18 protein-coding genes and 2 tRNA genes are annotated in these 20,674 nt (G+C 67.3%); 7 read left to right on the top strand and 13 right to left on the bottom strand.

Going from position 1 to position 20,674, the window contains the following annotated elements; translation table 11 throughout:
• Positions 1 to 22: 22 nt before the first annotated feature.
• Positions 23 to 1,075 carry a LacI family DNA-binding transcriptional regulator gene (locus tag ACFVJ3_RS11690; protein ID WP_378452195.1) on the top strand — a complete coding sequence of 351 codons (1,053 nt, stop codon included), beginning with the start codon at positions 23 to 25 and terminating at the stop codon, positions 1,073 to 1,075.
• 43 nt (positions 1,076 to 1,118) lie between these two features.
• On the opposite strand, the gene ACFVJ3_RS11685 is transcribed toward ACFVJ3_RS11690, so the two are convergent.
• Both ACFVJ3_RS11685 and ACFVJ3_RS11680 read right to left on the bottom strand, forming a co-directional pair.
• Entirely contained in the window at positions 1,119 to 1,985 is an 867-nt protein-coding gene (locus tag ACFVJ3_RS11685; protein ID WP_378452194.1) for a sugar phosphate isomerase/epimerase family protein, read from the bottom strand.
• 70 nt (positions 1,986 to 2,055) lie between these two features.
• Positions 2,056 to 3,243, bottom strand: coding sequence for a phytanoyl-CoA dioxygenase family protein (locus ACFVJ3_RS11680; protein ID WP_378452193.1), 1,188 nt, complete (start codon positions 3,241 to 3,243; stop codon positions 2,056 to 2,058).
• Between the two features lie 72 nt (positions 3,244 to 3,315).
• On the opposite strand from ACFVJ3_RS11680, the gene ACFVJ3_RS11675 reads away from it, so the two are divergent.
• A complete protein-coding gene (locus tag ACFVJ3_RS11675) occupies positions 3,316 to 4,329 on the top strand; it encodes a LacI family DNA-binding transcriptional regulator (protein ID WP_378452192.1) in 1,014 nt (337 codons plus the stop codon).
• Positions 4,330 to 4,356: 27 nt separating this feature from the next.
• On the opposite strand, the gene ACFVJ3_RS11670 is transcribed toward ACFVJ3_RS11675, so the two are convergent.
• The 8 genes from ACFVJ3_RS11670 to ACFVJ3_RS11635 form a co-directional block, all read right to left on the bottom strand.
• Positions 4,357 to 5,133: a M23 family metallopeptidase gene (locus ACFVJ3_RS11670; protein ID WP_378452191.1), complete on the bottom strand. Its 777-nt coding sequence runs from the start codon at positions 5,131 to 5,133 to the stop codon at positions 4,357 to 4,359.
• Between the two features lie 261 nt (positions 5,134 to 5,394).
• Entirely contained in the window at positions 5,395 to 7,329 is a 1,935-nt protein-coding gene (locus ACFVJ3_RS11665) for a bifunctional sugar phosphate isomerase/epimerase/4-hydroxyphenylpyruvate dioxygenase family protein (RefSeq protein ID WP_378452190.1), read from the bottom strand.
• A 7-nt stretch (positions 7,330 to 7,336) separates the two neighbouring features.
• On the bottom strand, positions 7,337 to 7,777 hold the full coding sequence (aroQ, locus tag ACFVJ3_RS11660; RefSeq protein ID WP_005248177.1) for a type II 3-dehydroquinate dehydratase: 441 nt from the start codon (positions 7,775 to 7,777) through the stop codon (positions 7,337 to 7,339).
• A gap of 68 nt (positions 7,778 to 7,845) precedes the next feature.
• Complete coding sequence (gene clpX, locus ACFVJ3_RS11655; protein ID WP_005248181.1) at positions 7,846 to 9,126, bottom strand: ATP-dependent Clp protease ATP-binding subunit ClpX; 1,281 nt, start codon at positions 9,124 to 9,126, stop codon at positions 7,846 to 7,848.
• A gap of 240 nt (positions 9,127 to 9,366) precedes the next feature.
• Positions 9,367 to 10,029 carry an ATP-dependent Clp protease proteolytic subunit gene (locus tag ACFVJ3_RS11650; protein WP_009474075.1) on the bottom strand — a complete coding sequence of 221 codons (663 nt, stop codon included), beginning with the start codon at positions 10,027 to 10,029 and terminating at the stop codon, positions 9,367 to 9,369.
• 48 nt (positions 10,030 to 10,077) lie between these two features.
• Positions 10,078 to 10,665, bottom strand: a complete 588-nt coding sequence (locus ACFVJ3_RS11645) for an ATP-dependent Clp protease proteolytic subunit (protein ID WP_378452189.1) — start codon at positions 10,663 to 10,665, stop codon at positions 10,078 to 10,080.
• A 184-nt stretch (positions 10,666 to 10,849) separates the two neighbouring features.
• The gene (gene tig, locus ACFVJ3_RS11640) at positions 10,850 to 12,244 is read right to left on the bottom strand and encodes a trigger factor (RefSeq protein ID WP_378452188.1); all 1,395 of its coding nucleotides are present in this window, start codon (positions 12,242 to 12,244) and stop codon (positions 10,850 to 10,852) included.
• 62 nt (positions 12,245 to 12,306) lie between these two features.
• Positions 12,307 to 12,383: transfer RNA gene (locus tag ACFVJ3_RS11635), tRNA-Pro, on the bottom strand.
• A 139-nt stretch (positions 12,384 to 12,522) separates the two neighbouring features.
• Between ACFVJ3_RS11635 and ACFVJ3_RS11630 the strand changes: the two genes are divergently transcribed.
• Together ACFVJ3_RS11630 and ACFVJ3_RS11625 are read left to right on the top strand one after the other, a co-directional pair.
• Positions 12,523 to 12,593 (top strand) — tRNA-Gly (locus tag ACFVJ3_RS11630).
• Positions 12,594 to 12,849: 256 nt separating this feature from the next.
• Positions 12,850 to 13,677: a DUF1542 domain-containing protein gene (locus tag ACFVJ3_RS11625; RefSeq protein ID WP_378452187.1), complete on the top strand. Its 828-nt coding sequence runs from the start codon at positions 12,850 to 12,852 to the stop codon at positions 13,675 to 13,677.
• A 7-nt stretch (positions 13,678 to 13,684) separates the two neighbouring features.
• Here the strand turns inward: ACFVJ3_RS11625 and ACFVJ3_RS11620 are convergent, their stop codons facing one another.
• Positions 13,685 to 14,482, bottom strand: a complete 798-nt coding sequence (locus ACFVJ3_RS11620) for an Fpg/Nei family DNA glycosylase (RefSeq protein WP_378452186.1) — start codon at positions 14,480 to 14,482, stop codon at positions 13,685 to 13,687.
• 6 nt (positions 14,483 to 14,488) lie between these two features.
• On the bottom strand, positions 14,489 to 14,962 hold the full coding sequence (locus ACFVJ3_RS11615) for a ribose-5-phosphate isomerase (RefSeq protein WP_378452185.1): 474 nt from the start codon (positions 14,960 to 14,962) through the stop codon (positions 14,489 to 14,491).
• 58 nt (positions 14,963 to 15,020) lie between these two features.
• Here ACFVJ3_RS11615 and ACFVJ3_RS11610 point away from each other — a divergent pair, with 58 nt between their 5' ends.
• Positions 15,021 to 16,004 (top strand): M48 family metallopeptidase, encoded by a 984-nt coding sequence (locus ACFVJ3_RS11610; RefSeq protein WP_378452260.1) that lies wholly within the window; start codon positions 15,021 to 15,023, stop codon positions 16,002 to 16,004.
• Positions 16,005 to 16,023: 19 nt separating this feature from the next.
• On the opposite strand, the gene ACFVJ3_RS11605 is transcribed toward ACFVJ3_RS11610, so the two are convergent.
• Entirely contained in the window at positions 16,024 to 16,680 is a 657-nt protein-coding gene (locus ACFVJ3_RS11605; protein ID WP_378452184.1) for a DsbA family protein, read from the bottom strand.
• Positions 16,681 to 16,780: 100 nt separating this feature from the next.
• Here ACFVJ3_RS11605 and ACFVJ3_RS11600 point away from each other — a divergent pair, with 100 nt between their 5' ends.
• Positions 16,781 to 18,016 (top strand): NAD(P)/FAD-dependent oxidoreductase, encoded by a 1,236-nt coding sequence (locus tag ACFVJ3_RS11600; protein ID WP_378452183.1) that lies wholly within the window; start codon positions 16,781 to 16,783, stop codon positions 18,014 to 18,016.
• A 72-nt stretch (positions 18,017 to 18,088) separates the two neighbouring features.
• Positions 18,089 to 20,668 carry an aminopeptidase N gene (pepN, locus tag ACFVJ3_RS11595; protein ID WP_378452182.1) on the top strand — a complete coding sequence of 860 codons (2,580 nt, stop codon included), beginning with the start codon at positions 18,089 to 18,091 and terminating at the stop codon, positions 20,666 to 20,668.
• Positions 20,669 to 20,674: the final 6 nt, after the last annotated feature.

Raw genomic sequence — 20,674 nt, 5'->3', positions numbered from 1 at the left:
GACGCAACCGAGGGAGATCGAGATGCTCGACGATCGAGCCACCGCGCACAAAGGTGCGGAGCGGCTACCGGCCGGCCTGCACCGACGCCCCACGATGGCCGATGTCGCGACGCGGGCCGGGGTGTCGCGCACCCTGGTGTCACTGATCTTCAGCAACAAACCCGGAGCGTCCGACGAAACCCGGGACCGCGTCCTCCAGGCTGCAGACGACCTCGGCTACCGACTCGATCGGGCCGCCCGCATGCTCGCGCGTGGGCGCAGCCGCACCCTCGGTGTGCTCATCGACGTCCACCAGACCTTCCAGGCCGACCTGATCGGAACCATCTACGCAGAGGCCGAGGCCGCCGGATACGAAGTCCTGCTCTCCGCGAGCGCACCCACCCGGGACGAACACAAGGCGATCGAAGCCCTCCTCAGCCACCGGTGCGAGGGGCTGATCCTGCTCGGCCCGCTCTCCGAGGTGGACTATCTGCGCACGCTCGCAGACCGTGCCGTCGTCACCGTCGTCGGCCGCGCACTCCCCCACACCGCCGTCGACACCGTGCGGACGGCGGACGCCAAGGGCATCCGGCAGTCCGTCGACCATCTGGTCGAACTGGGACATCGCGAGATCGTGCACGTCGACGGCGGCGCGGACCCGGGGTCACCCGAGCGGCGTCGCGCGTACCTCGCGGCGATGCGCAAGCACGACCTCTCCGACCACGTTCGCGTCATTCCCGGTCAGCACAGCGAAGAGGCAGGTGTCGCCGCCGCGAAAACCCTGCTGGCCGAGGACGGCCTGCCGACCGCCGTGCTCGCCGGCAACGATCGCTGCGCCCTCGGTCTCCTTGACGTGTTCACCCGCGCCCACGTCGACGTGCCGGGCGACATCTCGATCGTCGGGTACGACGACAGCCACCTGGCTCAGCTGTCGCGGATCGACCTCACCACCGTGCGGCAGGACACGGAGGGTCTGGCGCGGCACGCCGTGCAGTTCGCCATCGGCCGGCTCGAGGACGACGACCTCGACCCACAGGATTTCGTGATCGACCCCCACCTGGTGGTGCGCGGCACGACCGGGCCGGCCCGGTCGTAGCCGCGTCCACGGCCCGCCCCGATTCAGCGCAGAGGTAACGTCCTCACTTCGTGATGCTCCTGAGGTAGTCGACGCTGCGGACGACGTCGCGCACGGGGCCTTCGCCCTCCGGTTCCGACGCGAGGATGGTGTCCTGTTCGAGGACGTACCAGCCGTCGTAACCCTGATTCTGCAGCCGCTCGACCACCCCGGCGATATCCACGTCTCCGGTGCCCAATGGCGTGTACATCCCCTGCGCGACGGCCTCGGTGTAGGTGAGCTCGCCCGCCCGGACCCGCCCGAGAAGCGCCGCATCGACGTCCTTCAGGTGCGCGTGGGCGATCCGCTCGGGGGCCGTGGTGACGAGGTCGAGGGGGTCGGTGCCGCCGATCAGCAGGTGTCCGGTATCCAGGCACAATGGGATCGACGAGCCGTCCAGGATGCGGTCCACCTCGGCATGGTTCTCGATCATCGTCCCCACGTGGGGGTGGATCACCGCCCGGAGTCCCCGGTCGGCAGCGGCCGACGACAGGCGGTCGAGGTTGCGCAACAACGTCTTCCATCCCGAGTCGTCGAGTTCCGGTCGCGAATCGTAACCGACGGCTCCCGTCACCGCCGCCAGGACCATCACCTCCGACCCCGACGCGACGAGCGAGTCGATCGCCCCGCCGACGGCAGCGACCGCGTCGTGATCCGGATCGTGGAGCAGCACCGGGACGAATCCCCCGACCGCCGTCAGGTCGTACCGGGCGAGGGTGTCCGTCAGCTCGTGCGGATCCGAGGGGAGGAATCCGTCCGGTCCGAGTTCCGTGGCGGCGAGGCCGGCGTCACGCATCTCGGTGAGCACCCGGTCGGGGTCGAGCTGGTGACCCCAGCCCTCCACCTCACACACTCCCCACGAAATGGGCGCACCTGCAAGTCGAATCGTCATCGTCGTGTTTCATCCAATCGCACCGGTCGGTGCTGTTGTAGTGGCAGTGTGGCCGTCTCGGCAATCCCGCTCACGGCTGCCGCCGGGTGGTCTGCGCGGCCAGACGCTCCGAGAGCACGGCCGGATCGGCGTTTTCCCGCAATGCGTCCCACACCGTGTCCACCTGCGTGGCCGGCGCGAGACTGTGCACCGGCTGATCGTGATCGAGGTTGGTGGGGAACGGGTAGCACTCGGCCGTCGCGACGACGGCATTGCGGAGGGAGCGCTCGCCCGCCCCGGCACTCTGCCGTGCCAGCAGCGCCGGATACACGGCGTTCGCCATGGCTTCCCGGTCCAGCACCTCCATCGCCCGGCCGAACGGCGACGAGATCTGCAGCAGATTGGCCGTCCGCCGGATTGAGTCCGAACGGTTGTGACCTGCGCCGTGGTAGAGCGCCGGATTGAAGAACACCGCGTCGCCCTTCCGCAGCGGCAGCTGAACATGGCTGTCGCGGAAGAACTCGACGAACTCAGGCCGGGAAAACGCCAGGTAGCCCGCCTCGAACAGATGCGAGTACGGCAGATACAGGGTGGGTCCGCTCTCGACGGGCATGTCGCAGTGCGCCACCGCCCCCTGCAGCGTCAAGGCGGCCGACATCCGGTGCAGGTGCGCGGGGTATTCGGTCAGCTCGTGCCGGGGGACGATGCCGAGGTGGTAGTCCCGATGCGGCACCTGCGCGGCCCCACCGGGGTTGACCACGTTGACCTGCGACGTCACCTGATACAGCGGCCCCAGCCAGCTCTGGCAGATCAGCGCGAGAATGTCGTTGGCGTAGTACTCGGCGAAGACGTCCGGGGCGCCGAGCGCCAGCTTCTGCGCGGCGTTCCAGATGCGGTCGTTGGCGCCCGCCTTGCCGAAATGATCACCCACCACACCACCCGACGCGCGCTGCTGCGCGATGAGGAGGTCGAATTGTTCCGTGGCGCGATCCACCACGGCGAGATCGCTGAAGGCGTTCTGGAACACCACGATTCCGGGGCCGTCGGTGAGCGCACGCACGAGTTCGGTCTGCACGGCGCGGCGGGACTGCGCGTCATCGAGGTGGGGAATCAGCGAGTCACTGCGGTACCGCAGGACGTTCTGTTCCACGGAGTGAGCGAACGGGTAGTCGGCGAGGTTCGTCGAGCGGTCCACCGAGGCGCGAAACGCGTCGAGGTCGCAGTCGGAGTCGCGGATCCACTCACGCCGGCCGGTCGGCGAAGGAGTCGTGATGGTCATGGGGATAGTCTTGCTGTTATGTGAGCGGCAAACAACAGCAGAAGTCCATCATTTTCACCTCAGGAGGCGGCGGTGAAGCACCGCTACAGGGTCCGTGAGATCGCCCAGCAGTCGGGATTGAGCGAGGCAACCGTCGACCGCGTACTCCACGAACGCCCCGGAGTACGGGAATCGACGAGAGCGGAAGTGCAGCAGGCGATCCACGATCTCGACAAACAACGCACACAGTTGAAGCTGAGCGGGCGCAAGTTCCTCGTCGACGTCGTCATGCAGTCACCTGAACGTTTCACCACCGCGTTCCGCGCGGCCGTGGAGGCGGAACTGCCCGCTCTCGCCCCCGCCGTCGTGCGCTCACGATTCCATTTCCGGGAAACGGGCTCCACACCCGCGATGGTCGAGACCCTCGATCGGATCGGCGCCCGCGGCACACAGGGCGTGATCGTGAAGGCGCCCGACTCCGTCGAGGTCGTCGAGGCCATCGACCGGCTCACCGCGGCGGGGATTCCGGTGGTCACCTATGCCACCGACGTGCCGGCCAGCTCACGGGCCGGCTACGTCGGGATCGACAACCGGGCCGCGGGGGCGACCGCCGCTTACCTCGTCGACCAGTGGCTCGGCGACATGTCGTCGGCCGTCCTGATCACGCTGAGCAGCAATGCCTTCCGAGGCGAGGAGGAACGGGAGATGGGGTTCCGCGCCGCACTGCGGAGTTTCGGCACCGACCGTACGGTGATCGACATCGCCGAGAGCGACGGGCTCGACGCGACCATCGAGAGCCTCGTGCTCCGGGCGCTCGGACAGAACCCGGACATCGCGGCCGTCTACTCGATCGGCGGCGGCAACGTGGCCACGGCCCGCGCATTCGAACGCACCGGCCGCACCTGCCGCGTGTTCATCGCCCACGACCTCGACGGGGACAACACGCGCTTGCTGCGGTCGGGCACGCTCTCCGCCGTGCTGCACCACGACCTCCGGGCCGACGCCCACCTGGCGTGCCGCATGCTGCTGCAGGCCCGGGGCGCGCTCGGTGGAGTCGTGACTGCCGCGTCACCCATCCGCGTGGTCACCCCGTACAACCAGCCGTGACGGCGTAGATCAGCGACTCACCCGCGCCTAGCTGCCCTGCCCCTGGGGGACGGGGACGCCGCGCGATTGGAACCAGCCCGCCGGATCCATCTTGGTTCCGTCGACCGCCCACACCTCGTAGTGCAGGTGCGGTCCGGTCGACTGTCCCCGGTTGCCCATGGTCGCGATCTGGTCGCCGGCCCGGACCTGCTGCCCGACCGACACCAGTGAGGTGTCGATGTGGCCGTACACGCCGGTGGTGCCGTCGTCCTGCTGGATGCGGACCCACAGCCCGAATCCCGACGCCGGACCGGTCTCGATCACGGTGCCGTTGGTGACAGCCTTGATCGAGGTGCCGATGGAGTTGGCGATGTCGATGCCGTTGTGGTTGGTGCCCCAACGCGGACCGAAACCCGAGGTGAAGGTGCCGTCGGCCGGGACCAGCACGGCGGGTCGACGTGCCGCTTCCTCGGCCGCAGCCTGGCGCGCAACCTGTTCGGCGGCCTCGCGAGCCAGCCGTTCGACCTCAGACTTCTCGAACGCCAGCCGCTCGACCTCACGTTCGGCGGCGCGCTGGAGTTGCTCGGCGTAGTCGACGGGTACCGGGCGCGTGACCTGCAGGAACTGGGGCGGCGTCGAGAGAGACACGCCCGTCTCGGTCGTCGCCTGCGCCACCTCACCGGTGGCCGCGGAGGCGATGCCCCCGGATGTGAGCAGAGCAGCGGCCGCCAGCGAGGTCGCCACCAGCCGTCTGCGGGAGGTCTTCGTCGAACGGTGGCGCTGGGCGCGCCGGGCTTGCGGGACGGTGTTCGGGTGTAGAGCCAAAACCACATTCCTCTGTCGAGCTCGTGATTGATAACGAAACGGTCACGGTTTCGACACAGGTTAGTACGGATCGGCCTGAATCCCGCGCGTCGCAATGACGCGCTTGGGGAAATTTTACTCCCGGAGTTGGATTTCTCGACCTCATCAGTCACATGCACCTCGTGGGCACACTTCGACGACAGTGGTCACGCTCCAGAAGTGTCGGACGTCACGGAGCCCGCGGTCGTGACCGCGGGCTCCGTGACCTTCGTTGTCGACCGCTCAGCCGGCCGCCCGCAGCTGGGCAGCAAGACGCATCGCGGAGTTCGCGTCCCCGTATCCCTCGTAACCGCCGACGCGTTGCACCACCTCGAAGAACAGGTCGGCGCCCACCGTCTGGGTGAACAGGTGGAAGAACTCGCCATGGGCATCGGCGTCGTACATGATGCCCGACCCGCTCATCCGGTCCAGGAGTTCACGGGAGAGTCCGAAGCGGGCGTCGAGGTCGTCGTAGTAGTTCGGCGAGATCACGAGCGGCTCGAACCCGTTGGACTGCATGGTCGCGGCGGCGGTGAAAATGTCCGTGCACGAGAACGCGACGTGGCTGATGCCGCCGCGCCGAGCCGCGGCGATGTGGGAGTTGCCCGAGACCGCACCCGGAACCATGTTCAGGGAGATGCGCAGCGGACGGTCGACGCCGTCGGCACCCGTCTGATCCATCGTCAGCGCTTGACTGCGCATCATTCCGACGGCGTCGGTGACGTCGAGGCCCTCGTGCGGCGCCATCGCGAACACCGAACGGAGCAGCAGCATGATGCCGTCCCAGTTGTCGGACGGCACTGCGAGCGCCACGTGATCGACCCCGGTGAACACGGGCACCTCGTCCTGCCAGCGCGACTCCGTCGGATACAGATCGAACGCCGACTGCCACGAGGCGGCACTGCCCGGACCGCGCAGATCCAGCGACGTCGCATCGGTGATCTTCAGACGCACCACATCCGATTCGGGGGCCGTGTCCACACCGGGCAACAGGACCTCGTGCACCGGGACCTCGAGCGCCGCGGCGCGCTCACCCCACGCGTCGGGATCGCTCGACCGGATACCGATCTGGGTGAGCACCGGCAGGTGCGCCGGCAGACCCGGAGCGGTCCACACGGTGCCCGCGGTCGCGTCGACCACGATGGTCATCCGGCCGTGTCGCCACAGCTGGAGGTCGTGGCTGCGGTGCCGGCCCACCAGACGGAATCCGATGTGCTGCAGCGCCTGCCGAAGGTCGGAATCCTTGCCGGGACCGGCCGCGAGCCGGAGCGACACGATGCCTTCGAGGGGCGCGCGCGGCGGCGGCTCGAACAGGGCAAGACCGCGACCGGTGTCCTCACCGTGCTCGGCCTGCACTCGCGCGACCTCCTCCTGGAGGTACAGCAGCGAGCGGTGAGCGTCGGCGGCCGTGCGGCCCGTGGAAGACTGCCGGAACGTGTCGTTGAAGATCTCGAGCGACCACGGTCCGGTGTATCCGGCTGCCTGGACGTGCGCGCCGAACGTCGCGAGATCGAAGTTGCCCTGCCCCGGGAAGTTCCGGTGGTGCCGGCTCCACTGCAGGATGTCCATCGACATGCGGGGCGCGTCGGCGAGTTGGAGGAAGAAGATCTTCTCCCCCGGGATGTCGCGGATGCCGGACGGGTCGTCGCCGCGGGAGAGGATGTGGAAGCTGTCGAGGCAGGTGCCGAGGGCAGGATGGTCGGCGTCCTGCACGATCTTCCACGCGTGCCGGTACGTGTTGACGTGCGTGCCCCAGGCCAGCGCCTCGTAGGCGATGCGGAGTCCCCGGCTGTGTGCGCGCTCGGCAAGAGTGTGGAGTTGCCCGGTAAGGCGGGCGTCGTCTCGCACCGCCTCGGGCAACGGCGAGGAGCACACCAGCAGGGTGTCGCATCCGAGCTGCTCCATGATGTCGAACTTGCGCTCGGCTCGGATCAGGTTGCGCGCGAACGTCGCGTCGTCCACGGAATCCAGATCGCGGAACGGCTGATACAGATCGAGGGTGAGTCCGAGATCCGCTGCACGGGAAGCCAGCTCACGCGGCGACCACGGCGAGCTCACGAAATCGGGTTCGAACACCTCGAATCCGTCGAACCCGGCCGCCGCGATCGCGGTGACCTTCTCCTCCAGCGATCCGCTCAGGGATACCGTGGCAACGCTCGTACGAACCTGTTGTCCCATGGTGGCGTCAGCCCTTGTTGCAGATGAAGTCGACGGCCAGCGCATAGCCGAGGATGCCGAGTCCGGCGATCACACCGGTCGCGACTCCGGACACGTACGAGTGGTGCCGGAATTCCTCGCGGGCGTGGACGTTGCTGATGTGCACCTCGACGAGAGGCACCTCGAGCGTCACGAGGGCATCGCGCAACGCCACCGACGTGTGCGTGAAACCACCGGGGTTGATCACGACGCCCGACGCCGTGGTTCGGGCCTCGTGCACCCAGTCGATCAGATGACCCTCGTGGTTGGACTGCCGCGCGACGATCTCACGTCCGGCTTTCGCGGCAGCCGTACGGCACAACTCCACGACGTCGTCGAGCGTCTCCCGCCCGTACACCTCGGGCTGCCGTTGCCCCAGCAGGTTCAGGTTGGGGCCGTTGAGAACAAAGATCGGTCCGGGAGCGGTCATCGCGCGCATTACCTCCATTTGTACGAACTAGTGAGTTAGTTCGCACCCAGGATACAGCGCGCTCCCGCCTAGGCGGACTTGTCTCGGCGTTCTCCCCGCTCCGGCTTGCGCGGGACGATGGTCGGAAGCACGTTGTCGTTGACCGTTTCGGCGCTGACCACGACCTTCTCGACGTCGTCACGGCTCGGGATGTCGTACATGACCGGGAGGAGGACTTCCTCCATGATCGCGCGCAGTCCACGAGCACCGGTGCCGCGGAGGATCGCCTGGTCGGCGATTGCCTCGAGTGCGTCCGTGGTGAACTCCAACTCCACGCCGTCCATGTCGAACAGCCGGTTGTACTGCTTGACCAGTGCGTTCTTCGGCTCGGACAGGATCTGGACGAGCGATTCCTTGTCGAGGTTGGTCACCGACGCCACGACGGGAAGACGGCCGATGAACTCGGGGATGAGCCCGAACTTGATCAGGTCTTCCGGCATGACCTCCGCGAAGTGGTCCTGCGTGTCGATCTCCGCCTTGGACCGCACCTCGGCACCGAAACCGATGCCGCGCTTGCCGACGCGATCGGACACGATCCGCTCGAGGCCGGCGAACGCGCCCGCCACGATGAACAGGACGTTCGTCGTGTCGATCTGGATGAACTCCTGATGCGGGTGCTTGCGACCGCCCTGCGGCGGCACGCTGGCCTGCGTGCCCTCGAGGATCTTCAGCAAAGCCTGCTGCACACCCTCGCCGGACACGTCCCGCGTGATCGACGGGTTCTCGCTCTTGCGGGCGATCTTGTCGACCTCGTCGATGTAGATGATGCCGGTCTCGGCGCGCTTGACGTCGTAGTCGGCGGCCTGGATCAGCTTGAGGAGAATGTTCTCGACATCCTCACCCACATAGCCGGCTTCGGTGAGCGCCGTCGCATCGGCGATCGCGAAGGGGACGTTGAGCATCTTCGCCAACGTCTGAGCCAGATACGTCTTGCCGCAGCCCGTGGGACCGAGCATGAGAATGTTCGACTTCGCCAGCTCGACCGTCTCGCCGCGCGCATCACGACCCTTGTCGCCGGCCTGGATGCGCTTGTAGTGGTTGTAGACCGCAACGGCGAGAGTCCGCTTGGCGGCATCCTGGCCGATCACGTAGTTCTCGAGGAAATCCCGGATCTCGGCCGGCTTCGGCAGCTCGTCGAGCTTCACCTCGCTGGACTCGGCCAGCTCCTCTTCGATGATCTCGTTGCACAGGTCGATGCACTCGTCGCAGATGTACACCCCAGGCCCAGCAATGAGCTTCTTGACCTGCTTCTGGCTCTTACCACAGAAAGAGCACTTGAGCAGATCCCCGCCGTCACCGATGCGTGCCATCTCGTCAGGTCCCTACTTCCTTCGTCTACGTGCAACCATCGAACCGATCCCACGCCGTGCGCGCACCGACCGAAAACGAAAGCCCGTTATGTGACCGTACCCGCAGATCGCGAGCGAGGTCGACTGGTTGTCGGTGATTCGCGCACCGATCTTCCGGGAAAGCCGGGCTTGCCGATCCCGCACCCGGCTCGCGGCAACCCCGCCGTAACGGCGTGTCGCCCGAGCCGGGGCGGCAGGAAATCACTTCTGGGCGCTGAGTTTGCGGTACTCGAGCACGTCGTCGATGATTCCGTATTCCTTGGCCTCGGCGGCCGTGAGGATCTTGTCGCGATCGGTGTCCTTGCGGATCACGGCGGCGTCCTTGCCGGTGTGCTTCGCGAGGGTGGTCTCCATCAGGCGACGCATCCGCTCGATCTCGGCAGCCTGGATCTCGAGGTCGGAGACCTGACCCTGGATGCCGCCGGTGGCGGGCTGGTGGATGAGGACACGAGCGTTCGGCAGGGCGAGACGCTTGCCGGGGCTACCGGCCGCCAGCAGCACCGCGGCAGCCGAGGCCGCCTGGCCGAGGCACACCGTCGTGATGTCGGCGCGCACGTACTGCATGGTGTCGTAGATCGCCATCAGCGAGGTGAACGAGCCACCCGGCGAGTTGATGTACATGGTGATGTCGCGATCGGGGTCCAGCGACTCGAGAACGAGAAGCTGAGCCATCACGTCGTTGGCCGACGCGTCGTCCACCTGCACGCCGAGGAAGATGATGCGCTCCTCGAACAGCTTGTTGTACGGGTTGGACTCCTTCACGCCGTAGCTCGAGTGCTCGATGAACGACGGCAGGATGTAGCGCGACTGGGGGCCTGCGGGCGCCTGGCCTCCCAGGCTGCGGGGATCGAACAGGTTGGTCATCAGTTCTCCAAAGGATTTGTGGGAGCGGTCAGTGACGAAGCCGGGCCGCTACAGCCCGGTCCCGCCCGCCTGCGCCGCGCGGGAGACGACGTGGTCGACGAAGCCGTATTCGAGAGCCTGCTTCGCGGTGAACCAGCGGTCGCGATCCGAATCGGCGGTGATCTGCTCGACCGTCTGACCGGTGTGCTCGGCGATCAGCTCGGCCATTTCGCGCTTGGTGTGCGCGAACTGCTCGGCCATGATCGCGATGTCACTGGCGGTACCACCGATTCCGGCGGACGGCTGGTGCATCATGATCCGCGCGTGCGGAAGCGCGTACCGCTTGCCCTTGGCCCCGGCGGAGAGCAGGAACTGGCCCATCGACGCGGCCAGGCCCATCCCGAACGTCGCGACGTCGCACTCGGCGAACTGCATCGTGTCGAAGATCGCCATGCCGGCGCTGACCGAGCCGCCGGGCGAGTTGATGTAGAGGGAGATGTCCCGGCCGGGATCCTCTGCCGACAGCAGCAGGATCTGAGCGCACAGCTTGTTCGCGATGTCGTCGTCGACCTGGGTACCGAGGAAGATGATGCGCTCACGCAGTAGGCGCTCGTACACCGAGTCGCTGAGGTTCAATCCAGCGGTGGCTGAAGTCATGGCGGGACTCTGCAAAGTCTCCAGGTGATTGGAAGTCACGGTACCTGCCTTCTCCGTAAATCGTTGATTGCTGACACAGACACTAACGAAGCAGGGCGGCACCGGAGTCCCGGTGCCGCCCTACTTCGCTCAAAGCGGAAAACAACTCACAGCCGAACGCGAGAAAAACATCCCGCGACCAGCATTACTTCTGGTCTTCGCCCTCGGCGGAATCCGACGCAGGCTCGTCCGCGGACGCAGCCTCCTCGGCCTCGGCCTCACCGTTGCCGAACAGTTCGGCGGTGTCGACAGCGGCACCCGAGGTGTCGGTGACGGTGGCCTGCTCGACGACACCGGCGAGAGCCTTGCCGCGACGCACATCCGCGAAGACGGCGCCGAGCTGACCGGCCTGCTGGATCTGCTGGATGAACTGCTCGGGCGCCATGCCGTAGCGCTGCGCCTGGAACAGGATGCGCTCGGTGAGCTCGTCCTGGCCGACGGTGACGTCGGACGCGTCGGCGATGGCGTCCAGCAGCAGCTGGGTCTTCACCGAGCGCTCGGCGCTCTCCTTGGCGTCGTTGTCGAACTCTTCGCGGCTCGTGCCCTGCTCCTCGAGGAGCTTGTTCAGCGCTTCCTCGTCGTGATCGAGACCGTGCACGGCGTCGTGCAGTGCAGCGTCGACCTCGGCCTTGACGACGGCCTCGGGCAGCGGGACCTCGACGGTCTCGAGCAGGGTCTCGAGGACCTTGTCGCGGATCTGACCGGCCTGCTCGACCTTGCGAACGCGTCCGACGCGCTCACGCAGGTCGGCCTTCAGCTCGTCGAGGGTGTCGAACTCGCTTGCCAGCTGAGCGAACTCGTCGTCCTCGGCAGGCAGCTCGCGCTCCTTGACGGTGCCGACGGTGACGGTGACCACAGCTTCCTTGCCCGCGTGGTCACCGGCGACGAGCGTCGAGGTGAACTCCTTGGACTCGCCGGCCTTGACGCCGACGACGGCCTCGTCGAGGCCCTCGATGAGCTGGCCCGAACCGACCTCGTGCGACAGACCGCTCGCGGTGGCCTCGGGAACGGCCTCACCGTCGACGGTGGCCGCCAGGTCGATGGAGATGAAGTCTCCGTCCTCGACCGCACGCTCGACACCGGTGAGGGTGCCGAAGCGCTGACGCAACGACAGCAGCTGCTCCTCGACGGCCTCGTCGGTGATCTCGATCGGATCGACGGTGACACTCAGCTCGCTGTAGTCGGGCAGCGTGATCTCGGGACGGACGTCGACCTCGGCGGTGAACTCGAGGAGCTCGCCGTCCTCGATCTTCGTGATCTCGATCTCGGGCTGACCGATCGCCTTCACCGAGGCGCTGGTGACGGCCTCGGAGTAGCGGGACGGGAGTGCGTCGTTGACGACCTGCTCCAGGACTGCGCCACGACCGACACGAGCTTCGAGCAGCTTGGCCGGTGCCTTGCCCGGACGGAAGCCGGGGAGACGGATCTGTTGCGCGAGGGCCTTGTAGGCCTTGTCGAAATCAGGCTTGAGCTCCTCGAAGGGCACCTCAACGTTGATACGGACTCGCGTCGGGCTGAGCTGCTCGACGGTGCTCTTCACGGACTGGCTCCTTCGTGTGGTCGTGCTCTTCTACTGTGCGGCAGTTGCCTGCCCTGTGGTTCTGGTCGGGGTGACAGGATTTGAACCTGCGACCCTCCGCTCCCAAAGCGGATGCGCTACCAAGCTGCGCTACACCCCGGTCGAAGCCGGCTCCCGCCAACCTCGCGGGGACCCGAGGAAGAATCCTACGGCCCCCCGATTATGAAATCCAAAGCGAGGTTGGGTACAGTCACTCATCGCAGACGACATGCATGGCGATCCCAGGTTGTCGTATGCACGGGGATGTAGCTCAATGGTAGAGCCTCAGTCTTCCAAACTGATTACGCGGGTTCGATTCCCGTCATCCCCTCCCCACAGGAGCGTTCCCACCCCAGGGAACGCTCCTTTTTCGTCGTGCGCGGGCGGCCGTGCACACGTCGGCCGCTATGACATGCGTCACAGGGACGCGCGACGTACCCGCACCTCTCTCACTCCGGACCACTCCCCGTTCGCCGAGCGCGTAACCACGATTTCGGTCAGTACTCTGGGAGATGTCCGATTTGTCCCCAACTCGTGGATGCTTCAGCCCCGCAGCCGGCGGTCCGCGAGAACTCCGGAGGCCCACCGTGGAACTGCTACTCATTCTCGTGATCGTGGCGGCGGTCGCCTTCCTGGTGGTGAAGAGCCGCAGCAACCGCGCCGGGCAGACCGCGAACCAGCTCGAGGACGCCAAGGCGGACGCTCGACAGGCCATCGAACGGCTCGGCGGACAGGTCTACAGCCTCACAGGATCCGACACCGCCTCCCAGCAGGCCCTCGCCGACGCGTCCGAGCGGTACACCGCGGCCGGCTCCCAGATCGATCAGGCCGGGACGCCCGTCCAGGCGCGTCTCGCCAAGCAGACGGCGCTCGAGGGTCTCTACTACATCCGCGCCGCCCGGACGGCCATGGGCATGGACCCCGGCCCGGAGATTCCGTCGATCGACGGCCAGAAGTCCGCGGGAGCGGTGACCGAGGACCGGGAGGTCGAGTTCGAGGGGCGGCAGGTCGCGGCGTCGCCGAACCCTTCGTCGAAGACACCGAACTACTACCCCGGCGGCCGTGTTGCGGGACGCCCGGTTCCGGCCGGCTGGTATTCGGAGCCGTGGTGGAAGCCCGCGCTCGTCGCGGGCGCCTGGGGCCTGGGCTCGATGTTCCTGTTCTCGGCGATGTTCTCCGGGATGGCCGGAGTGGGGTACGACGCGCAGGGCTTCGAGAGCGGAGCGGGCGACGCGTCCCAGGACACCGGTGACGCAGGCGGAGACGCAGGCGCGGACGGCGGCGACTCCGGGGGAGATGCCGGAGACGGCGGCGGCGACATGGGCGGGGACGCCGGTGGCGACGGCGGCGGATTCGACTTCGGTGGCGGCGGAGACGGCGGCGGATTCGACTTCGGTGGCGGATTCGACTTCTAGCCGGCCGTCAGGAGGGCTGGCAGCTCGGGCACCAGAAGAGGTTGCGGCCCTTCATGACCGAGTGGGCCACCGGGGTGCCGCAGATCCGGCACGGTGACCCCGCCCGCCGGTAGACGTACGTCCGGGGACGGTCCTTCGCATACGCCGGATCGCCGTGATCGTCCTCGGGACGGACGACGTGCATCTTGCCGCGGCGGACCCCGACCTTCATCAGGGCGACGAGGTCGGCCCACAGTGCGTCCCACTCGTCACGGGACAGCGCACGACCGGGCCTGTCAGGGTTGATTCCGTGCCGGAACAGGACCTCCGCCCGGTACACGTTGCCGATGCCGGCGATGACGGCCTGATCCATCAGCAGTGCCCCGATCGGGGTCTTCGAAACCGAGATGCGCTTCCACGCCTTGTCGGGGTCGGCATCATTCCGCAGCGGGTCCGGCCCCAGCCGCGCCTCGATCGCGGCGACCTGCGGCGGATGGAGAACCTCGCAGGCCGTCGGACCACGGAGGTCGGTGCCGAATTCGGCGCCGACCATCCGCATCCTGACCTGCCCTACCGGTGGTTCCATGGGAACGGCCGATTCCGTGAACGCTCCGTACAGACCCAGGTGGACGTGCACGACCAGTCCGGACTCGTAGTGATGCCACAGGTGTTTACCCCAGGCCTCGGACTTGACGAGAACGCGGCCGTCGACGAGCGCAGCGTCCTCGGCGAATCTGCCCTGCGGGCTCAGCACCCGCACCGGCGAACCGGCGAACCGGCGTTGGTGTAGCCGGGCCAGCCGGTGCAGGGTGTGACCTTCGGGCAAGGACGATCAGGCCTCGGGCAGGGCCGGGGCGACGCCGGTCTTCTCGAACTCGGACAGGATGTCGATGCGGCGCTGGTGGCGCTCCTCGTTCGACCACTCCGCAGCGAGGAACGCGTCCACGATCGCGAGGGACTCCTTGAGGGAGTGCATGCGGCCGCCGAGGCCGATCAGCTGAGCGTTGTTGTGCTGGCGGGCCAGCTGCGCGGTCTCGACGCTCCACGCCAGGGCACATCGCGCACCCTTCACCTTGTTCGCGGCGATCTGCTCACCGTTGCCGCTGCCGCCCAGCACGATGCCGAGGCTGCCCTCGTCGGCGACGACACGACGGGCCGTCTCGATGCAGAAGGCGGGGTAGTCGTCGAGGGCGTCGTAGACGTGAGCGCCGCAGTCGACGGTCTCGTGGCCCGCGGCCTTCAGGTGTTCGATGATCTCGTTCTTACGTTCGAATCCGGCATGGTCGGCACCCAGGTATACGCGCATGACTGGTGATTCTGTCAGGCGTCCTCGCGAATCGTGGCAGGGGCCCGGGACGCTTATCGTGATCAGCATGTATCCCGACAACGGACAGAACTGGGGACAGGCGTATCCGGGACGTCGGCCGGCCCCCGCGCAGCACCAGTGGGGCGGCGGGACGGGATGGAATCCTCCGGTCCCGCTGCCCGGCCTCATGCCGAACGACAGGCCCGCCCGGCACTCGTGGGAGATCCCGCTGCTCGTGGTGGCGATCGTTCTCACCGTCGTCGCCTACGTTGCGGCGATCGCGGCGCTCTTCCTCGGCGTGGTGTCCACCTGGGTGCTCATCGTTCTGGTCGCGCCGATCCTCATCGCGGTCGGCCGCGGCCAGCTCTACGGCTCGCAGCAGGTGAACGGGATCAAGATGACACCCACCCAGTTCCCCGACGGGTATCGGATGGTGGCCGACGCGGCCGCACGGTTCGGGATGACCGAACCGCCCGACGCGTACGTCGTGCTCGGGAACGGCCGGATCAACGCCTTCGCGTCCGGACACGGTTTCCGCCGGTTCGTCGTGGTGTACAGCGATCTGTTCGAGATCGGCGGCGAGGCCCGCGAACCCGACGCCCTCGCCTTCGTCATCGGCCACGAGGTCGGTCACATCGCGGCCGGTCACGCCTCCTACTGGCGACAATTGGGACAGTTCGCCGCCAACTACATTCCCGTCGTCGGATCGGCCCTGTTCCGATCGATGGAATACACCGCAGACAACCACGGCTACTGCGTCCGGCCCCAGGGCGCCCGCGGCGCGATGGGCGTTCTCGGCGCCGGCAAATATCTCGTGAGCATCGTCGGATTCGACGAACTCGCCGACCGGGCCACCACCGAACGCGGATTCTTCCCGTGGTTCGTGAATCTGCTGTCGGGACATCCGGTACTGACCTGGCGCGCTGCCGCCCTGCGGAACAGGACCCGGCACGGTCACCTGTTCGTCAAACCCGGCCAGATCTACCGCGATCCGCAGCTACTGCAGTACGCGGCCGACCCGGCCGGGCCCGTCACGCGGTGACCGTGCCCGGGATCAGGGCTCAGTCGAACTGGGGATCTTCGGTCCGGGTGCGCTTGAGCTCGAAGAAGTGCGGGTAGCCGGCCAGCGCGACCGCACCGTCCCACACCTTGCCCGCGTCCTCGCCACGGGGAATCCGCGACAGGACCGGGCCGAAGAACGCGACGCCGTTGACGTGGATGGTCGGGGTTCCGACATCCGGTCCGACGGCGTCCATGCCTGCCGCGTGACTCTCGCGCAGAGCGGCGTCGTAGTCGTCCGCTTCGGCAGCCTCGGCCAGTTCGGCAGGCAGCCCGACCTCGGCGAGCGACTTGACGATCACGTCGCCCAGGTCCTTGTTGCCCTCGTTGTGGATCCGCGTGCCCATCGCGGTGTACAGCGGCAGCAGGATCTCGTCGCCGTGCTTCTGCGCGGCCGCGATCAGCACCCGCACCGGACCCCACGCCTTGGTCATGAGCTCGCGGTATTCCTCCGGCAGATCCCGGCCCTCGTTGAGGACGGCCAGGCTCATCACATGGAAGTTCGCCTCCAGGTCCCGCACCTGCGTGGCCTCGAGGATCCATCGCGAGGTGATCCAGCACCACGGGCACAGCGGGTCGAACCAGAAATCAGCGACGTCCTTGGCGGTCCCGGCGTTCGTACCAGCACTCACGTGATGCTCCTTCTCGGCGATGTACACATTCCCGTTCAGTCAACACCTGCCTGCCGGGAATCCTTCCCGGAGACCCCGCTCGCGGCAGTAGGGTCGGAAGTGGTCGACCGGAAGGGAGCATCCTCACATGTCCTCCACTCGCACATTCGTCGTCGTCGGCGGCGGCCTCGCCGGAGCGAAAACGGCAGAAGCATTGCGTGACAAGGATTTCGACGGATCGATCATCCTCCTGTCGGGGGAGGAACATCTTCCCTACGAGCGACCTCCGCTGTCGAAGGAACACTTCGCGGGCAAGAAGGCGCTCGGCGACTTCACCGTCCACCACGGCGACTGGTACCGCGACCATCACGTGGACCTGCGGCTCGGCACCACCGCCACCGACCTCGACCTCACCGCCCACACCGTGACGCTGCCGGACGGTTCCACGGTGGGATACGACAAGCTCGCGCTGGCCACCGGTTCGCGCTCACGCCGACCACCGATCCCCGGTTCCGACGCCGAGGGCGTCCACTACCTCCGCACCGTCGACGAGTCGGACAGTCTGATCGGGGCGGTCGCCGGTGGCCGACGGCTCGTGGTGATCGGCGCCGGCTGGATCGGTCTCGAAGTGGGAGCCTCCGCGCGGGAGAAGGGCGCCGACGTGACGGTGGTGGAAGCCGCCGAGCTTCCCCTGCTCGGCTCGCTCGGCCCCGAGATGGGCACGGTGTTCGCGGAACTGCACCGCGAACACGGCGTTCAGCTGCATTTCGGCGCCACCGTCGACGAGATCGTGGTCGAGGACGGCAAGGCCACCGGCTTGCGGCTCGGCGACGGAACGGTCCTGCCCGCCGACGCAGTCCTCGTCGCGGTCGGCGCCGCCCCCAACATCGAGATCGCGCAGCGGGCCGGACTCGACGTCGACGGCGGGATTCTCGTCGACGCCGGACTGCAGACCAGCGACCCCGACGTCGTCGCGGTGGGCGACATCGCCGCGCAACTGCATCCGCAGCTCGGCACCCGAATTCGGGTCGAGCACTGGGCGAACGCCCTCAACCAGCCGGCGGTCGCCGCCGCCACCATGCTCGGGCACGAGGCCGAGTACTCGAGGCTGCCGTACTTCTTCACCGACCAGTTCGATCTGGGCATGGAGTACACGGGTTACGCCCCGTCCGACGGATACGACCGGGTCGTGGTGCGCGGCAACCTTCCCGGACGCGAGTTCCTCGCCTTCTGGCTCGACGCCGACAACCACGTCCTCGCCGGCATGAACGTCAACATCTGGGACGCCACCGATCAGATCAAGCAACTGGTGTCCTCGTCCGCCCCGGTCGATCCCGACCGGCTGGCCGACCCCGGGGTGCCGCTGACCGACCTGTCCGGTTAACACCCCGGTCCCACTCGTGATGGGATGGCAGCATCGAGTACGAGCACCGCCGCCGATCACGAGGAGACCTCTGTGGCCCCACCGAACCTGACCCGCGAACAGGCAGCCGAACGAGCCGGACTGCTGACCGTCGACAACTACCTGATCGAACTCGACCTCACCGACGGGACGGGTCAGCCCGGAGTCGAGACGTTCTCCTCCCGCACGACCGTCACGTTCGGGGCCACCTCCGGCGGCTCCACGTTCGTCGACATCGTCGCGGCCCGTGTGCATTCGGCCACGTTGAACGGCTCCCCCGTCGACGTCTCGGATTACGACGAGTCCACCGGCATCACACTCACCGATCTCGCGGAACGCAACGAACTGGTGGTCGAGGCCGACTGCGCGTACTCGCACACCGGTGAAGGGCTGCACCGCTTCGTCGACCCGACCGACGACGCGGTGTACCTGTACTCACAGTTCGAGACCGCCGACGCCAAGCGCATGTTCGCCTGCTTCGACCAGCCCGACCTGAAGGCGACGTTCGACGTGCACGTCACGTCCCCCGCCGACTGGAAGGTGATCTCCAACTCCGCGACCGTCGAGACGGTGGCGGCGGAACCCGGCCGCCACATCTTCCGCACCACGCCGAAGATGAGCACCTACCTCGTCGCGCTCATCGCCGGCCCGTACGCGGAGTGGACCGACAACTACTCCGACGAGCACGGCGACATCCCCCTCGCGATCTACTGCCGCGCCTCCCTCGGGAAGCACATGGACTCCGAGCGCCTGTTCACGGAAACCAAGCAGGGCTTCGAGTTCTACCACCGCAATTTCGGCACCCCCTACGCGTTCGGGAAGTACGACCAGCTGTTCGTCCCCGAATTCAACGCGGGCGCAATGGAGAACGCCGGCGCCGTGACGTTCCTCGAGGACTACGTCTTCCGGTCCAAGGTGACGCGGGCGTCGTACGAGCGGCGCGCCGAGACCGTGCTGCACGAGATGGCGCACATGTGGTTCGGCGACCTCGTCACCATGCGCTGGTGGGACGACCTGTGGCTCAACGAGTCCTTCGCGACGTTCGCCTCCGTGCTGTGCCAGAGCGAGGCCACCGAATACACCAACGCCTGGACCACGTTCGCCAACGTCGAGAAGTCCTGGGCGTACCGGCAGGATCAGCTGCCGTCCACCCACCCCATCGCCGCCGACATCCCGGACCTCGCCGCGGTCGAGGTGAACTTCGACGGCATCACGTACGCGAAGGGCGCCTCCGTCCTCAAGCAGCTCGTCGCGTACGTCGGGCTCGACCCCTTCCTGTCCGGCCTGCGGGACTACTTCCGTGACCACGCCTTCGACAACGCCACGTTCGACGACCTCCTCGGCGCACTCGAGAAGTCCTCGGGCCGCGACCTGTCCGACTGGGGAGCCCAGTGGCTCAAGACCACCGGGCTCAACATCCTGAGCCCCGAATTCGACGTCGACGCGGACGGCAAGTTCACCCGGTTCGCCGTGCTGCAGTCCGGTGCCGCACCGGGTGCCGGTGAGCGACGGGTGCACCGCATCGCCGTCGGCGTGTACGACGACCGGGACGGCAAGCTCGTGCGCACGAAGCGGGTGGAACTCGACCTCGACGCCACCGAACGCACCGACGTCACCGAACTCGTCGGTGTCGAACGCGGTCAGCTGATCCTCGTCAACGACGACGACCTCACGTACTGCTCGCTGCGGCTCGATCCCGACTCGCTCGCCACCGCCATCGACCGCATCGGCGACATCGACGAGCCCCTCCCCCGCACCCTGGTGTGGTCGGCGGCCTGGGAGATGACGCGGCAGGCCGAACTCAAGGCGCGGGACTTCGTCGCCCTCGTGCAGCGCGGCATCGGCGCCGAAACCGAGGTCGGGGTGGTCCAGCGACTGCTGATGCAGGCCCAGACCGCCCTGCACAGCTACGCCGCACCCGAGTGGGCCAAGGAACACGGCTGGCCGGACTTCGCGAACCGGCTCCTCGAACTGGCACGGGAAGCCGAGCCGGGTTCGGATCACCAGCTGGCGTTCGTCAACGCGCTGGCGGGCGCGCAGCTGTCGGCGTGGCACACCGAGGTGCTGCAGGAACTGCTGGACGCCGCACCCGAGACGGTCGGGTTGCCGGGTCTCGTCGTCGACACGGACCTGCGCTGGCGTCTCGTCACCGCTCTCGCCGGGGCCGGTGAGATCGACGCCGAGGGCATCGAGACGCCGTTCATCGACGCTGAAGCCGAACGCGACCCCACTGCGGCGGGCGCCCGCAACGCCGCCGCCGCGGCCACCGTCCGCCCGCAGGCCGCGGTGAAGGAACAGGCCTGGAACCGAGTCGTCGGCGACGATTCCGTGCCGAACATCACCGCCCGCTCCATCATCGGCGGTTTCGCCGGTCACGGGCAGTCCGAGATCCTCGAACCGTACGTGGCCCGCTACTTCGCGGACATTCCCGCGGTGTGGGAGCGGCGTTCGAGCGAGGTCGCGCAGACTGTCGTGGTGGGTCTGTACCCGTCGTGGTCGATCAGCGAGGAGTCCGTGGCGGCAGCCGACGAGTTCCTGGCCGGCGACCGTCCGCCGGCCCTGCGCCGCCTGGTGGTCGAGGGGCGGGCCGGGATCGTCCGGTCGCTGGCGGCCCGGACGTTCGACGCGAGCTGATCGGTG

The organism is Rhodococcus sp. NPDC127593, assembly GCF_042671975.1.
Lineage (GTDB): Bacteria > Actinomycetota > Actinomycetes > Mycobacteriales > Mycobacteriaceae > Rhodococcus_F.
This window is presented reverse-complemented; position numbering and strand designations above follow the sequence as displayed.

Bases quoted from the DNA above. Each gene is read 5' to 3' on its own strand.
- ACFVJ3_RS11690 (WP_378452195.1), top strand. From the start codon at position 23: ATGCTCGACGATCGAGCCACCGCGCACAAAGGTGCGGAGCGGCTACCG.
- ACFVJ3_RS11685 (WP_378452194.1), bottom strand. From the start codon at position 1,985: ATGACGATTCGACTTGCAGGTGCGCCCATTTCGTGGGGAGTGTGTGAG.
- ACFVJ3_RS11680 (WP_378452193.1), bottom strand. From the start codon at position 3,243: ATGACCATCACGACTCCTTCGCCGACCGGCCGGCGTGAGTGGATCCGC.
- ACFVJ3_RS11665 (WP_378452190.1), bottom strand. From the start codon at position 7,329: ATGGGACAACAGGTTCGTACGAGCGTTGCCACGGTATCCCTGAGCGGA.
- aroQ (WP_005248177.1), bottom strand. From the start codon at position 7,777: ATGACCGCTCCCGGACCGATCTTTGTTCTCAACGGCCCCAACCTGAAC.
- clpX (WP_005248181.1), bottom strand. From the start codon at position 9,126: ATGGCACGCATCGGTGACGGCGGGGATCTGCTCAAGTGCTCTTTCTGT.
- ACFVJ3_RS11650 (WP_009474075.1), bottom strand. From the start codon at position 10,029: ATGACCAACCTGTTCGATCCCCGCAGCCTGGGAGGCCAGGCGCCCGCA.
- ACFVJ3_RS11645 (WP_378452189.1), bottom strand. From the start codon at position 10,665: ATGACTTCAGCCACCGCTGGATTGAACCTCAGCGACTCGGTGTACGAG.
- ACFVJ3_RS11615 (WP_378452185.1), bottom strand. From the start codon at position 14,962: ATGCGCGTATACCTGGGTGCCGACCATGCCGGATTCGAACGTAAGAAC.
- ACFVJ3_RS11600 (WP_378452183.1), top strand. From the start codon at position 16,781: ATGTCCTCCACTCGCACATTCGTCGTCGTCGGCGGCGGCCTCGCCGGA.